The organism is Pseudomonas sp. GL_091 (assembly GCF_057837725.1).
On record NZ_CM174451.1, the window covers coordinates 6,956,650 to 6,971,709 of the forward strand.

General features: G+C 60.9%; 10 protein-coding genes. All 10 read left to right on the forward strand.

All coding sequences use genetic code 11. The features are described from left to right. Positions 1-16: 16 nt before the first annotated feature. The 10 genes from AC3ITY_RS31805 to AC3ITY_RS31850 are packed head-to-tail and all read left to right on the forward strand — an operon-like array spanning position 17 to position 15,052. Positions 17-3,082 (forward strand): virulence factor SrfB, encoded by a 3,066-nt coding sequence (locus AC3ITY_RS31805; protein WP_489306821.1) that lies wholly within the window; start codon positions 17-19, stop codon positions 3,080-3,082. Next, positions 3,079-5,790, forward strand: coding sequence for a putative virulence factor (locus AC3ITY_RS31810; RefSeq protein ID WP_489306822.1), 2,712 nt, complete (start codon positions 3,079-3,081; stop codon positions 5,788-5,790). The genes AC3ITY_RS31805 and AC3ITY_RS31810 overlap by 4 nt, the downstream gene beginning before the upstream one ends. 3 nt (positions 5,791-5,793) lie before the next feature. Further along, positions 5,794-6,807, forward strand: a complete 1,014-nt coding sequence (locus AC3ITY_RS31815; protein WP_489306823.1) for a hypothetical protein — start codon at positions 5,794-5,796, stop codon at positions 6,805-6,807. Positions 6,808-6,818: 11 nt separating this feature from the next. Beyond that, a complete protein-coding gene (locus AC3ITY_RS31820) occupies positions 6,819-8,798 on the forward strand; it encodes a vWA domain-containing protein (RefSeq protein ID WP_489306824.1) in 1,980 nt (659 codons plus the stop codon). 10 nt (positions 8,799-8,808) lie between these two features. After that, on the forward strand, positions 8,809-9,510 hold the full coding sequence (locus AC3ITY_RS31825; protein ID WP_489306825.1) for an ABC transporter ATP-binding protein: 702 nt from the start codon (positions 8,809-8,811) through the stop codon (positions 9,508-9,510). Beyond that, a complete protein-coding gene (locus AC3ITY_RS31830) occupies positions 9,494-10,717 on the forward strand; it encodes an ABC transporter permease (protein ID WP_489306827.1) in 1,224 nt (407 codons plus the stop codon). The genes AC3ITY_RS31825 and AC3ITY_RS31830 overlap by 17 nt, the downstream gene beginning before the upstream one ends. After that, positions 10,707-12,251 (forward strand): SUMF1/EgtB/PvdO family nonheme iron enzyme, encoded by a 1,545-nt coding sequence (locus tag AC3ITY_RS31835; RefSeq protein ID WP_489306829.1) that lies wholly within the window; start codon positions 10,707-10,709, stop codon positions 12,249-12,251. Before AC3ITY_RS31830 ends, AC3ITY_RS31835 begins: the two co-directional genes overlap by 11 nt. Positions 12,252-12,285: 34 nt before the next feature. Continuing rightward, a complete protein-coding gene (locus AC3ITY_RS31840; protein ID WP_489306830.1) occupies positions 12,286-13,017 on the forward strand; it encodes a hypothetical protein in 732 nt (243 codons plus the stop codon). A 4-nt stretch (positions 13,018-13,021) separates the two neighbouring features. Beyond that, positions 13,022-13,528, forward strand: coding sequence for a hypothetical protein (locus AC3ITY_RS31845; protein ID WP_489306831.1), 507 nt, complete (start codon positions 13,022-13,024; stop codon positions 13,526-13,528). A gap of 57 nt (positions 13,529-13,585) precedes the next feature. Next, entirely contained in the window at positions 13,586-15,052 is a 1,467-nt protein-coding gene (locus AC3ITY_RS31850; RefSeq protein ID WP_489306832.1) for a vWA domain-containing protein, read from the forward strand. The last annotated feature ends 8 nt before the right edge of the window (positions 15,053-15,060 follow it).

Consider the following 15,060-nt stretch of genomic DNA (forward strand, 5'->3'; position numbering starts at 1 on the left):
AACGGAATAACCCGACATGTTGCCTGAAGTCACTCAATTCGAAGACACCGTCACGCTGGTCAGCGACACCGGCATCCAGTTCATGGATTTCGCCCTGCGCCTGGATCCCCGCAAGGAACCGGCGGGCGAGTTCGCACCGATGATCAGCGGGCTGATCTGCCGCCTGGCGTACAACGAAGAGAAAGACTTCTTTTTCTACGAGCCCGAACCGGAGAAGGTCGAAAAAGCCAAACCTGCGTTCAGCGTCGACATGAAAAGCAGCCTCGATTTGCTCGACGGTATCTGGCTGCCGACCCCATTTTTCCGCTTCATGCCGCCGCATCGCTTCGACGAAGGCCCGACCAACTGGTCGCGCATGCGCTTGGTGAAACTGGCGACTCCCGACATCGACGGTAACACCCACCGCCTGACGATGGCGTTCGACAGCCGTGTGATGCCCAAGCGTGACGGCACTGCATATCTGGCGCCAAACGAAGAAGACATCAGCTCCGGCGTGTCTTTCAAACTGGCGACCAAGGCTAGCGAAACCCGCTGGTTTCTGGCGCAGCCGTGGGTCAACGAGTGGTTGCTGGAAGTGTTCAATGAGGGCAATGCCCACCGTTCGCGCGCAGAGTTGGACATCGATATCCGCGCCAACTATCACCTGGCGCACTACCTCAACTTGCTCAGCCTGTTGAGCAAACCGTCAGCCGCCCAGCAGTCGAAGGCCCGGGCGAAAGTTGAAATCCCCGAGCTGAAAGTGGTCGCCAACGACAGCAATGGCCTGGTCAAACCGATTCCGGTGGACCTGGTGCTGGACGTCGGCAACTCGCGCACCTGCGGCATCCTGATCGAAAACCACGGTCAGGCCGGCTCCGGGCTGAAGCAGAACTACGTGCTGGAACTACGCGACCTGATCACCCCCGAACACACCTATAACCTGCCGTTTGAAAGCCGCGTGGAGTTCTCCCAAGCGTACTTCGGCAAGGACCACTGCTCGGTCAAGAGCGGTCGTCACGATGCGTTCCAATGGGCGACGATTGCCCGTGTCGGCAATGAAGCCAGTCGTCTGGCCAGTCGTCGCCGCGGCACCGAAGGCTCCACTGGCCTGTCCAGCCCGAAACGCTATCTGTGGGACGAAAACGCCTATGGCCACGGCTGGCGTTTCAACTGCTCGTACATAAAGACCGACAACGAGCCGTACGCCACCGCCACGCCGTTCTCGCATCTGATCAACGAAACCGGCGAGGCGCTATACAGCCTCGAAGAAGACGATCGTCTGCCGGTGTTCATGCCGCGTTATTCACGCAGCTCGCTAATGACCTTCATGCTCGCCGAAGTGCTGGCCCAGGCGCTGTCGCAAATCAACAGCCCGGCCCAGCGCTCGCGCCAGGGCCACACCCGCGTGCCGCGCCAGCTCAACAGCATTACCCTGACCGTGCCGCCGGGCATGCCACAGGCCGAGCGCAGCATCCTCAACGAACGCATGCTGCAAGCCATCGGCCTGGTGTGGAAAAGCCTCGGCTGGCATGCCGGCGAGGAAGATCCACATCAGGATCAGGCCGTCAGCCCGTGCACGCCGATTCCGAGTATCCGCGTGGAATGGGACGAAGCGTCCTGCGGCCAGTTGGTGTACCTGTACACCGAGGTCAACGAGAACTTCGCCGGTCACCCGGAGGAGTTTTTTGACACCATCGCCCGGCCGGACAAGGCCGACCGCCAACGCATCACTCTCGCGACCATCGACATCGGCGGCGGCACCACCGACCTGGTGATCACCGACTATCGCCTCGACCGCGCGGGTAATACCGGCAGCGGCAGCAACGTGCACATCGTGCCCGAACAGCGTTTTCGCGATGGCTTCAAAGTGGCCGGCGACGACATCCTGCTGGACGTGATTCAGGACTTCGTCCTGCCGAGTTTCGAAAAAGCCTTGCAGAACGCTGGCGTGAAAGCCGCGGATTCGCTGATGTCACGGCTGTGTGGCGATGAATCGGTCAGCGCCCAGGACATGATCCTGCGTCAGCAATTGAACCTCCAGGTGTTCGCCCCGCTGGGCCTGGCGCTACTCAAGGCGTACGAGCATTACGATCCGCAGGTCCCGCAAGAAGTCACCCCGCAAAGCTACCGCCAATTGCTCGGTGACAACGCAATCAGCCAGACCGTGCTCGACTACGTCAATGCCGCCGTGCGTCGCGATGTCGGCGGTCAGAGCGGTTTCGACCTGTATGCCGCGCCGATCAGCTTCGACCTGCAAAAGCTCCACGCCGCGTTCCTCAACGACCAGATCAACATCACCAAGATCCTTGGTGCGCTGTGTGAAGTGGTCGCGCATTACCCGTGTGATGTCTTGCTGTTGACCGGCCGCCCTTCGCGCCTGCCCGGCATCCAGGCGTTCATTCGCAAGGTGTTGCCGCTGCCACCGGGGCGCATTCTGGCGCTGCAAAACTACCGCACCGGCGGCTGGTATCCATTTCACAAGAACGGCCGGATCGACGACCCGAAAAGCACCGCCTCGGTCGGCGCCATGCTCTGCCTGTTGTGCGCCAACCACAGCGTGCCGAACTTCTACTTCCGGGCATCGGCGCTCAAGCCGTATTCGACGGTCAAGCACATCGGCGTCATCGACCTGAACAACGTGATCAAGGATGCCGACGTGCTGTACCGCGACATCCAGTCCGAAGACTACAAAATAAAGCTGCCGGAAATCGGCACGGGCGACGCCGCCGACACGCCACAGCTGGAAATGCGCGGCGATCTGCGCCTCGGTTTCCGCCAGTTGGCCGCCGACCGCTGGGCCGCCTCGCCGCTGTACACCTTGCGGTTCACCAAGGCGGGTCGGGAGAAGTTTTCCCGCGCAATCGGTGAAAACGGCAGCGCCCCGCTGCTCAAGGTGCGGTTTGAGGTCAAACCGGCAGACAAATACACGCGCAAGCAGGATCTGGTCAGCGACCGCCTCTCGGTTCGCGACATCGAATCCAACAGTAACAACGTCAACTTCAACCCGCGCAGCGACCTCGAGCTGGAACTCAACACCATGCTCGACGCCGGCCTGAGCGAGACCAAGTACTGGCTCGACAGTGGAAGTGTGAAACGCAAATGAAAGACCTGACCCCTGATCAAACTCAGCTCTCTGCCAGTTGGGCCGCTGTTTATGAAGGCGCCGGTCAGGCGCTGGACTGGATAGGCCAGACGCGCGGCAATGCGCCGCGCCTGGACAGCGAAGCCGACAACCTGAACATCCGCCTGCACCGCGCCCGCAACCTGGCTCAAAGCCTCGGTCGGGTGGCCTGCACGCCGATGACCATTGGCTTTTTCGGTTTGTCCCAGGCCGGCAAGTCCTACCTGATTTCGGCCCTCGCCGCCGGTCAGAACGGCAAACTGGAAACCGATTTCGGCGGCCAGCACCTGGACTTCATCAAGCACATCAACCCGGTGGGTGGTGGCAAGGAAGCCACCGGCCTGGTGACGCGCTTCAGCCGTCGAGCGACGGAAAGTCAAGACAAGGACTTCCCGGTAGAACTCACGCTGTTCAAGGAAATCGAGCTGGCGAAGATTCTCGCCAACGCCTGGTTCAAGGATTTCGACCTTGAGCGGATTTCCTACGAGATCGACGAAGAGCGCATCCAGCGTGTGCTCAAACCGTTCGAAGGCCGCGAAACCGGGCCGCTGCAAACGGGGGTCAATGCCGACGATCTGGTGTCGCTGTGGGATTACCTGCGCGACAACTTCCGCAACTCGGTGAAGAAGCTTGAGCACCTGTACTGGCCAAAAGCGTTGCAATTGGCGCCACGCCTGAATTTCCAGGAACGGGCCGAGCTGTTTTCGATTCTCTGGGGTGAGCAAATCGAGTTGACGCGCGTGTACCAGCAACTGGCCGGCGCGCTGCACAGGCTGGGTCTGCCCGAGACCGTGTTCGCACCGTTGAAGGCCTTGGTGAGTTTCGAAAACGACACCTACAGCCAGCGCGACAGCATCATGAACGTCGACATCCTCGAACGCTTCGGCAGCCCGCTGGACTTGCCGATCGATGTTCGACCGCTGGTTGGCGGTCGCCTGCAAAACAGTCAGGCGATTGCGGTCGCGCAACTGGCGGCACTGACCGCCGAAATGACCTTCCGCCTGATCGAAGCGCCGGTGGATGACATCGTCAATCAGGTCGACCTGCTGGATTTCCCCGGTTATCGCGGGCGCCAGAAGCTGCACGAGATCGCCGATTCCAATGACCCGCAATCCACCACCAAGGACAACTCCGTTTCCCAGCTGATCCTGCGCGGCAAGGTTGCCTACCTGTTCGAACGCTACACCGACAACCAGGAAATGAACGCGCTGGTGGTCTGCACAGGCTCGACCAAGCAGAGCGACGTCAACGACGTGGGCCCGGTGCTGACCCGCTGGATCGAAAAGACCCAGGGCGCCGACTCGGCTGCTCGCAGCAAACGCGACACCGGTCTGATCTGGGCGCTGACCATGCTCGACCTGCGCATCACCAACTCCCTGAGCCTGACGCCTGATCAGTACGACGAGAGCTGGAACGGCATGGTCAAGCTGACCATGCTGGAGCGCTTCGGCAGCTTGAGCTGGATGAACGACTGGGCCGGCACACCGTTCCAGAACACCTACCTGGTGCGCAAACCGCGTATGGACGCGGCGTTCATCGGGCAAGACGCGACCGGTGCGGAAACCGGCCTCAATGACATCTATCAGGAACGTGTCAGCGCGTTGGGCACCAGCTTCGCAAGCAACGCTCTGGTGTGCAAACACATCAAGAGCCCGGCCAACGCCTGGGCAGAAATGCTGCGCAACGATGACGGTGGCATCAGCCACTTCAGCGGCAGCTTCAAAGGTGTGGCCAATATCGAATTCAAATTGCAGCGTATCCGCGAGCAATTGAGCGAATGCCTCGAAGGCCTGACCACTCACGGTCTGAACACCTGGTACCACGCTGATGACGACGGCGCCGCAGCCGCCAAGAAAGCCAAGGCGCAAATGATTCTGACGGGCCTGGGCCGTCGCCCGGCGGTACTTGGCGAATTGATCGATCAACTCGACATGCCGAGCGAAGAGGTGCGCGACCTGTACCTCAGCGGCGTGTACGAAACCGATGACGAGCCGGCCCTGAACGACGAACCGATCGCCCCGACACCGAGCCAGAGTCTCTACGGAAACGACGCCGGTTTCGATTTCGATTTCAGTGATGACCTGAGCCACGACGCGCCAGTCAGCAGCAAAACCGGCGCCCCGGCGCCCGAACTGCAAAGCAACGAGCACCGTTTTGCCAAAGCGGCCTTCAAGGCTTGGATCGCGCACCTGCGTGAACTGACCACCCGGCAAAGCCTGCTCAACCTGCTGGGGCTGGAAAAGGCCTTGCTGGAAGCGGTGGTCGATGAACTGATCACCGCCGGCTATCGCCAGGACTTGCCGGGGCAACTGAGCCGCGCCGTCCTCAAGCGTGCACAAAGTGGCGCGCGGCGCGATCAACTGGTCGAACGCCAGGTATTGGAAGTGCAACGTGTGCTGCGCGATTTCGTGTCCTGGTTCGGCTACCTCCAGAAGCCGGTGAAAGAGCGCCCGAACAGCCGCGCCGGAGCCAAGGCGCCTTTATTTTCGTTCTACGCCGACATTGGCCCGGGACAAGTGCCCGTGCTGCCGGCGCAACCGGCCAATCAGGCACAGCTGTATCTCGGCGACTGGCTTTCGGGCCTGGCCTACATCACGCAGGACAATGCCGGCCATGGGGCCGGACGTGAAATCACCCCTGAACAGAACGAACGGCTGGGCCAAGTGCTCACAGCCTTCGCAGCGAGATAAGCAATGCCAATTCGTGTCGACCTGCTCGCGTTAGAGCCCAATGTGCCTGGTCAGGCCCGCCTCACTGTGAAGAAATGGCAGGGTGGCGAGGAACAGCTGGAGTTTTCCATTCAGCGCAACCAGGACGGTTTTTACCTTCAGGACCACAAGGCGTGGAGCAACAATCCATTCTGGTTCAAGGTCTCGCGTTTCAACCACATGGCCAACGGCGAAGCTTTGGAAACGCAGGTCGGCCCGGGCGTGGTCGACCCGCTGCTGGAAGGCGGCGCCAACTCGCAATTCCAGATCGAACTGCGCGAACAGAGCCAAGGCCACGCCGACAAAGGCGTGGTTCGGCCAGGCGTCGGCTTGCTGCCGTCCACGGCCGGCGGCCAGACACGCTCGACTTACGGCGGTGCCGAACTGACGGCGCCGAGCGTACCTGCACCGGAGATCCCGGAGCTGCCTGAACTGACCTTGTCTACCGCCGAGCCAGAAGTGGAGTTGGAGTCTGTACTCACCGAGCCCGCCTATACGCGGCCTCCCGCACCGGTGAAGAAAAGCAACAAAGGCCTGATCGGTCTGTTGATTGTGGTGTTGCTGCTGGCGGCGGGCGCAGGATTCTGGTTCTACAAACGTCCCCCGGCCCCTGCGGTTGCAGCCACTGCCGCCGCACCCGCCGGCGCCGACGCTCAAGCCTGCACCCTCGACAGCATGAACAGCCTGCCCGAGTTGACCTTCGTCCAGACCTGCATCAAAGCGGCACCCGACAGTGCCAGGTTGCTGGAGATCATCAACCAGGCCAAGGCCGGCAAGCACTGCGGCGTCGCCCAGCGCCTGTACGCCAACCGTGCCCAGGCCGGTGACGCTCTGATCGCCAACGCCTATGCCCGCGAATACGACCCTAAATACCTGAAGGCCAGCGAGTGCTTCCCGGCCGCGGACAACGCCACCGCCGCCTACTGGTATGAAACCATCCTCACCCAGGACCCGAACAACGCCGAAGCCAAGCAGCGCTTCGAGGAGTTGCAGAAGTGATGCGTTCGCCCATGAGTCGATTCCTGCTGAGCGGTGCCGCATTACTGGCGCTGTGCATCAGCCCGCTGTCCCAGGCCGATGACAAACCGCTGATCCAGGCCGGTAAAAAGACCCTGTTCCAACGCGTGCTGACCACGCCGGGCTGCAAAATCAGCCCGGCGGCGGGCGGTGCGTCAGGCGACGCACAACCGGTCTTCAGCCGCTTTTATGTGTACGAGCGCGCGCAAGCAAACAACGCCGAGTGGCTGAAAGTCGGCCCCGACAGCTACGGAAAAACCATTGGCTGGCTGCCTGCCAGCTGCACCACCGACTGGAAGATGCAGCTGACGCTGGCCTTCACCAACCCGGCCAACCGCGACCGGCTGCTGTTCTTCAAGGACCGCGCCACCGTCGAAGGCATTCTTGATGCACCGGACCCGGTCAGCAAAGTCGCGCCGCTGCGGGCCACGCTGAAAAAGGGCCAGCAAGCACCGGGCGTACTGGCTGAAGAACCTGAATACTTCGTCGACCTGCAAAAGCAGTTCTACCTGCTGCCGGTGCTCAGTGGCGAAGAAGTCATGACCGAAAGCGGTTTCCGCACGCGCCTGCTCAACGTCGCCTCCGTCAGCAAGCCGGATGACAAGAACGCCAAGGGTGGTGCTGCAAACAGCGCTGCCGGCGGCAAGGAAGCCGAAGAGAAAAAGGCCAACCAGCTGAAGGAATTCAGCGCGGCCGTGGTATTTGTCATCGACTCGACGATCTCGATGGACCCCTACATCGACCGCACCCGCGAGGCGATCCGCAAGGTTTACCAGAAGATCGAAGCGCAGAATCTCGGCAAACAGGTCAAGTTCGGCCTGGTGGCTTTCCGCTCCAACACCCAGGCGGTGCCGGGGCTGGAATACACCACCAAGATGTACGCCGACCCGACGCAGGTGAAAGACAGCGCCGACTTTTTCGCCAAGATCGCCGACCTCAAACAGGCCACCGTGTCGAGCAGCAGCTTCGATGAAGACTCGTTTGCCGGCGTTATGGAGAGCATCGACAAGGTCGACTGGAGCCAGTTCGGCGCACGCTACGTGGTGCTGATCACCGATGCGGGCGCCATCGAAGGCGACGACAAGCTGTCGAAGACCGGTTTGAGCGCCGCGCAAGTGCGTATCGAAGCCGCCAACCCGGGCGTGGCGATTTACACCCTGCACCTGAAAACCCCGACCGGAGCCAAGGACCACGCCAAGGCCGAGGCGCAGTACCAGAACCTGTCGACCTACCCGGGCACCAACACCTCGCTGTACTACCCGGTGAACGCTGGCGATGTGCAGGAATTCGGGCGCAAGGTCGACGCACTGGCCGGGGCGATCACTACACAAGTCAAAGCCGCCTACATGGGAGAAGACGCCATCGGCAGTGCGGCGAACGCCAAGCAGGACCCGGCCGAGAAAAAAATGCTCGAAGACGCGGCGCTGATCGGTCACGCCATGCAACTCGCCTATCTCGGCGAGAAGACCAACAGCAAAGCCCCGCCAGTGTTCAAGGCATGGATCACCGACCGCGACCTGATCAAGCAGAACATCCCGACCACCGACGTGCGGGTGCTGCTGACCAAGTCACAGCTCAGCGACTTGAGCGACGTGATGAAGCAGATTCTCGATGCCGCCAACGAAGGCCTGATTTCGCCGACGGAAATGTTCGATCGCCTGCGCTCGGTGGCGGCGACCATGGGCGCCGATCCCAATCAGCTCAAACAGAACAGCAACGCCAAACTGGCGGACATGGGCGTCCTCGGTGAATACCTCGAAGACCTGCCCTATCAGAGTGAAGTGCTGAACCTGGATGAAGAGACCTGGAAGAGCTGGGATGGTCTGGCACAAGAAAAATTCATCCGCACACTGAACACCAAACTGCGGCATTACCAGCGTTACAACGCCGATGTCGACCGTTGGGTAGCTTTAGCCAAAGACAGCGATGCGCGGGACAACGTCTACCCCGTGCCACTGGAAATGATGCCTTAACGAGACGCCCATGCTCGATATCAAGAACCTGCTGGTGCGCCGTGGTGAAGGCGCACAGGCTCATCACGTGCGACTGCCGCACTTGCGGGTCGGCGCCGGAGAAATCCTCGCCATCACCGGTGAGAGCGGCAGCGGCAAAAGCACGTTGCTCGAAGCCATCGGCCTGTTGCTCGCGCCGGTGGAACTCGAGCGCTTCCGGCTGGGCCCGACGCACGCTCAGGATATCGCCCAACTGCTGGCCACTGACGACCAGCCTGCTCTTGCAGCGGTGCGTTCACGGCATTTGGGATTCATTTTGCAGAGCGGCGGCTTGCTGCCGTTCCTGAGCGTGCGAGACAACATCAGCCTGCCGCGCCGTTTGCTCGGTATGCCGGCGAAGAGCGATCACATCGACCACGCCGTTGACGTGTTGCGCCTGCAAGGGTTGCTGGATAAACAACCTCAGGCCTTGTCGATTGGCGAACGCCAGCGCGTTGCCTGCGTTCGGGCAATTGCCCATGAACCGCTGCTGCTGTTGGCCGACGAGCCGACCGCCGCGCTCGACCCTCACAGTGCCCGGCGTTTGTTCGAGTTGCTCCTGAGCCTGGTGTCGAGCATGGGCCTGAGTGCACTCGTTGTATCCCATGACTGGGCCTTGCTGAAGGATTTCGGCTTGCCGCGACTCGGCGCTATCAGCCATCAGGGAGAGACTCTGTTTGAACCGATGGACTGATCGCTTGCGCCTGCTGGGCTCACTGGCACTGCAAGACCTCTGGCACGACCGCAAGGTCTCGCTGTGTATCGCCGCCTCCCTGGTGGCGGTGATCGCGCCGTTGTTGTTGCTGTTCGGGCTCAAACACGGGGTGGTCAGCCAGCTGCAGGACGAACTGCTGCGCGACCCGCGCAACCTTGAAGTGAAGATGCTCAGCAACGGCAACTACGACACGGCCTGGATCGAGCGTTTACGCCTGCGCCCCGAGACCGGTTTTGCCCTCGGCCAGACCCGCTCGCTCAATACCCAGGCTGACCTGCTGATCGGCATGCAACGGTTTGTCGAAGGCGCGGAAATCATCGCCACTGAGCCCGGCGACCCACAACTGAACCTGGCGCCACTCAACCCCGTCGGCAATCAAGTGATCCTCAGCGCCAGCGCAGCGCAACGCTTGCAGGCCAAGGCCGGCGACAGCGTGCAGCTGCGGGCCTTGCGCCGCCTGGAAGGTGTCAATGAACGCGGCGAGATGACGCTGACGGTACTGGCCGTGCTCGACGGTGCCCGCTTCGGTCGCGCTGCCGGGTTTGTCGCCCCGCCGCTGCTGCTGGATCTGGAGCGCTTTCGCGACGGTTATCAGGTCAGTGAGTTCGGTGTGACCACCGGCAAGCCTCAGGGTAATCTACAACCGCTGTATGCCCGCGCCCGCGTATATGCGCGCGACATCGATCAGGTCGCACCGCTGGAACACTGGCTCAACGAACAACACATCGAAACTTCGAGTCGACTGGCCGACATCGACAACGTCAAAGCCATCAACCATGTGCTGGGGCTGATCTTCGGTGTGATCGCCGTGGCGGCACTTATCGGCTGCGTGGCGTCGATGGTCGGCGCGTTCCTGGCCAACATCGACCGTAAACGCAAAAGCCTGGCGGTCCTGCGTCTGCTGGGTTTCAAACGCAGGGCTGTCGGCGGTTTCGTGGTCCTGCAAGCGCTATTGCTGAGCTTGGCCGGCTACGTTGGCGGGCTGGGGTTTTATGCCGTGGGCAGTCATTTGTTCGACTACCTGCTCGGCAGCAGCCAGGCCACCGTCACCTTCGTTTGCCACATCACTGTTTGGCATGGCCTGGCCGCCCTGCTCCTGACCTTTTTGGTCGCTGCACTGGTGGCCGTGATCGGCGCCCTGCGAGCCATCAACATCCAACCTGCGGAGAGTCTGCGTGAGCTATAAACGTTTTGGCTTGCTGTTACCCCTGAGCCTCGGCTACTTGCTCGACGCCTCGGCGGCGGGCTGGGAAGAGAAGTATTACAACCCGATGCCCGAGGCTAGCGACGTCGTGCTGCCGATGCCCTGCGAAGGCTCGATGGTGTTTCGCAAGGTGTTCATTCCGGTCGCAGGTCCGCTGGATGACTACCCAATCAACATCGGTCAGGACGGCGCGGAATACGGCTATGTCGAACAGACCCGTCCGACCTTTATCGCCGGCAGTTTTACCGGGGCCAAGAACGACAAATCCCGCTACTACCTGATGGCCAAGTACGAGATGAGTCAACTGCAATACGCCGCGCTGACCGAAGCAACCTGCCCCACCGCCGCCACCAAGATGCGCTTGCCGCAAACGGCGATCAGCTGGGTGCAAGCCATCGAAGCCGCCGACAAGTACAACCTGTGGCTGCGCAAAAACGCCGCCGGCAAGCTGCCCAAGGAAGACGGCGCGCAAGGCTTTCTGCGCCTGCCAACCGAAGTCGAATGGGAGTTCGCCGCGCGCGGCGGGCTGGAAGTCGGTGCCGCTGAATTCCGCGACACGCACTACCCGATGCCAGAAGGCATCAACGCCTACGAGTGGTTCGCCGGGGCGCAATCGTCCAACGGCAAAGTGCAATTGACCGGTCTGCAAAAGCCCAACCCGCTGGGCCTGCATGACATGCTCGGTAACGTCGACGAAATGATGTTCGAGCCGTTTCGCCTGAACAAACTCGACCGCCAGCACGGTCAGGCCGGCGGCTACGTCGTCCGTGGCGGCAACTACCTGACCGCGCAGGCCGACCTGCGTACGGCATTGCGCCAGGAAGAGCCGTATTACAACGCCGAAGGCCAGGTGAAAAACAAGACCACCGGCCTGCGCTTGGTCATGGTCTCACCGACCCTCACCTCTCGCGAACGGGTCGCCAGCATCGAAAGCAGCTGGAAGAAACTCGGCACCGGCAGCAAGGAAGCCGAATCCGCCGACAAAGGCACCGTACAATCCCTGAACAGCCTCGCCTCGGGCGTCGAAGACAAAGCGCTCAAGGAAAAACTCCAGGCCCTGGAAAACCAGCTGCGTGCCAGCAACCAGCAGCAGGAAGAAACCCGCGACCAGGCGATCCGCGCCAGCCTCAACCTGGGTGCGTTCCTGTGCACCAAGATGCTCGACGACGGCCAATACGTGGACTTCCTGCAAAAGAACTACAAGCTCAACTGCGAAAGCGCAGACAAAGACGCCAGTTGCGACATGCGTAAAGGCAAGCTCGAGGAGCAAAAGGATCGCCTGCACAAACTCAGCCGTTACTACGCCAGTAGCCTGGTGGAGTCGGCTACCTTGTACGGTCAGCCACTGCTTGAAACGCAAGTCCCGGTGATGGAAGAAATCATCACCCGCAACAAACAGCTGCAAGACCTCAAACCTTACTTGCGCACCCACTGGGCCAATCAGAAGGCGTTCCTGCAAAAGCAGAAAATCGACACTGAAGCCTGGCTGACCAGCTGCAAAACCGTCGCTCAATAACAACGCGTCAACACCGTTACCTAGGAGTTTCACCATGTCGCGCAGCCTTTGGACTCGCTTCAAGCTACAGATCGCTTTCGTTGTTGCCGGCAGCCTGCTAATGACCGGTTGCGCCAACACCGGCAGCTCTATGCTCGGCGAAGGCGACGGTGCCGACCCGCGCCTGACCCAGGGCAATGACGCAGAGTTCTTCAGCAAGTCCGGATACCAGGCCTGCGCCGTCGGCGCCGGTGTCGGCATCCTTGCTTGCGCGCTGTCCAACAGCAACAACAAAACCGTGTGCGTCATCGCCGCCGGTATTACCGCATGTGGCGTGGCCATGGGCGCTAACTATTACCTGGACCAACGTCGCAGCGAATACGCCGACACCACCACCCGTTTGGCGAAGATGAACAGCGACGTCCAACAAGACACGCAGAACGTAATCGCCCGTACCGCGACCGCTCAACAAGTGATCAATGATGACCAGGCGCAAATCGCCCAGATCAAAAAGGACATCGCCAACAAGAAAGTCGACAAGAGCAGGGCTCAGGCACAAATCGCCGGTATTGATTCGGACATCACGCGCCTGCGTAAAGACCTTGCCAACATGCGTACCAAAGTCACCGAGTACAGCAAAGTGGCAGACGCTGAGCGCGCACAAGGCACCAGCGCCGAGATGAAGCAGGTAGACATGAACATTCAAAAAATGAACCAGAAAGTCGTCACCCTGCAGAAGGAAGTCGACGCTCTGTACAGCCAACGCTCCGCAATCACCCTGGGCTAAGCACATGACGCTAAGACAACTGATGGTCATCACTGCCGCCCTGTCCCTGAGCAGTTGCGCGGCCAAGCCTGGAGAATGCGATGCAACCAATCGCGACAGCAGCATGCTGACCAAGATGAACTGCGACTACTCCGGTGGTTACAGCGATCAGGTCAAGCAGAATGAACAGGCCCTGAGCGAGTCCCGTCAGCAAAACGCAATGTTCCGTCAGGTGTACGAGAACATTCAGGCCCAACAACTCAGCACCAAAACCGATCTGGCCAGCCAGCAGAAATCCCAGGCGGCGCTGAATCAGTCGCTGGCGCAACTGCTGACCTCGCTCAAGGCTCGGCGTGGCAATGAAGCCCTGGTGCAGAAGCAGATTGCCGACCTCGAGCGGCAGCTCAAGGCTTCGCAAGCGGCACCAACGACCAAATCAACGCCAGCGACGCTGGCGGCCAAGCAGCAAGAGCTGAAAACGTTGCAGAAGAAGGTCAATCAGCTGCAATTCAGCCTCGGCTACGAAGAGTAACTTTTCACCCCGCAGGGCATCCCGATGGATGCCTGCACTTTTTCAGGAATCGTCGTCATGCAGCGGGTCATCAGGGATGCGCAAGCCACATCGGAGGGGATGAGTGCGCTGCAAGCCAAAGTCGCCCTCATCCAGAAACACTTTCCGCCGACCGTCGCCAGTCTGTTTGCTATCCCGCGGATGGGCAGCGGCGACGTGCTGGAATGGTGGACCGAACTGGGTGGCCAACCCACGCCCTATGCCGACCTCAACGAGGACGCGCAACGACGTTTGCTGGAAACCTATGAAGTGCGACAGACGTCCCTTGGACAGCTGGCGGACGAACTGCAAAAACGCGGTCAACCGACGGTAGCGGATGACCTGCGCAGCCTGCTCGGCACGCCTGAGCTGGACAAACTCTACAGCCTCAACGGTGAGCCTTTGGTGGTGCGCTGGAACCAGCGCCCGCCCAAACCGATCGTGCCGCCGGTGGTACCTCTCGTTCCGGTCGTGCCGCCATCGCGTCGAGGCTGGTGGATCGCGGCGGCCTTGCTCGCGTTGTTGCTGCTGCTTCTGGCGCTCTGGCTCTGGTGGTTCCTGCACCGTGAGCCGGTTGTTGTAGTTCCGCCTGTCGCGCCAGTGGCGCCAGTGGTGACGCCGGTTGAGAAACCGGTTGAGCCTGCCCCCGAGCCTGTCGTGGAACCGGAACCGAAACCTGCTCCGGTACCAGAACCGGTACCAGAACCGGTACCGGAACCCAAGCCGGTCCCGCCACCAAAACCAGCACCGGAACCCAAGCCGATCCCGCCACCCAAACCGGTTCCACCACCCAAACCGGTAGTGGCTGCCCCGCCACCAGCCCCAACGCTGGACAACTTCGCATGCCGTAAAAATGCGCCGAACGCAGAGATCCCGCAATTCGTGGTGGTGCTCGACACCTCGGGTTCGATGAACTTGAACATCAAGTCAGTGAAAGCCGACGAGGACTGGTTCTTCGGTAATGACCTCAACAAGCTCCTGGACCCGAACCGCACCATGCGGCTCACCGCCAGACCCAGCCGCATGGACGTCGCCAAGGACTCGCTGGCCAGCATGATCAACGGGCTGGACCCGAAGATCGACACACGCCTGATCACCTTCGCCGGCTGCGAAAGAACACCGGACCGGGGTGTGTTCAAGTTCGGCGACCGCCCGCGGCTGATCAACGGGATTCGAGGTCTGGTTCCCGACGATGGCACACCGCTGGCCGACAGCCTGGCCCACGCGGCGAGTACCGTCGACGGGCGCAATAACGATGCGGTTATCGTGATGTTTGTCGACGGAGAAGACGGTTGCGGGCAGGACGTTTGCGCGGTATCCCGTCGAATCGCCAAGGAACAACCGCGCCTGCGGGTCAACGTGGTGAAAATCGGTGTTGGCGGCCCGTCACGTTGCATCGCTGAAAACACCGGTGGCCGGGTTTACAACAGCACCAACGCGGCTGAACTGGGCAACCAGTTGAAACAGGCAAGCAAGGAATTATCCAGCAACGCCAAGTGCGATTAGCTTGGGAA

What these genes read in the sequence shown, in the direction of transcription:
- AC3ITY_RS31805 (WP_489306821.1), top strand. Translation starts at nt 17, where the DNA reads ATGTTGCCTGAAGTCACTCAATTCGAAGACACCGTCACGCTGGTCAGC.
- AC3ITY_RS31810 (WP_489306822.1), top strand. Translation starts at nt 3,079, where the DNA reads ATGAAAGACCTGACCCCTGATCAAACTCAGCTCTCTGCCAGTTGGGCC.
- AC3ITY_RS31815 (WP_489306823.1), top strand. Translation starts at nt 5,794, where the DNA reads ATGCCAATTCGTGTCGACCTGCTCGCGTTAGAGCCCAATGTGCCTGGT.
- AC3ITY_RS31820 (WP_489306824.1), top strand. Translation starts at nt 6,819, where the DNA reads ATGAGTCGATTCCTGCTGAGCGGTGCCGCATTACTGGCGCTGTGCATC.
- AC3ITY_RS31825 (WP_489306825.1), top strand. Translation starts at nt 8,809, where the DNA reads ATGCTCGATATCAAGAACCTGCTGGTGCGCCGTGGTGAAGGCGCACAG.
- AC3ITY_RS31840 (WP_489306830.1), top strand. Translation starts at nt 12,286, where the DNA reads ATGTCGCGCAGCCTTTGGACTCGCTTCAAGCTACAGATCGCTTTCGTT.
- AC3ITY_RS31845 (WP_489306831.1), top strand. Translation starts at nt 13,022, where the DNA reads ATGACGCTAAGACAACTGATGGTCATCACTGCCGCCCTGTCCCTGAGC.
- AC3ITY_RS31850 (WP_489306832.1), top strand. Translation starts at nt 13,586, where the DNA reads ATGCAGCGGGTCATCAGGGATGCGCAAGCCACATCGGAGGGGATGAGT.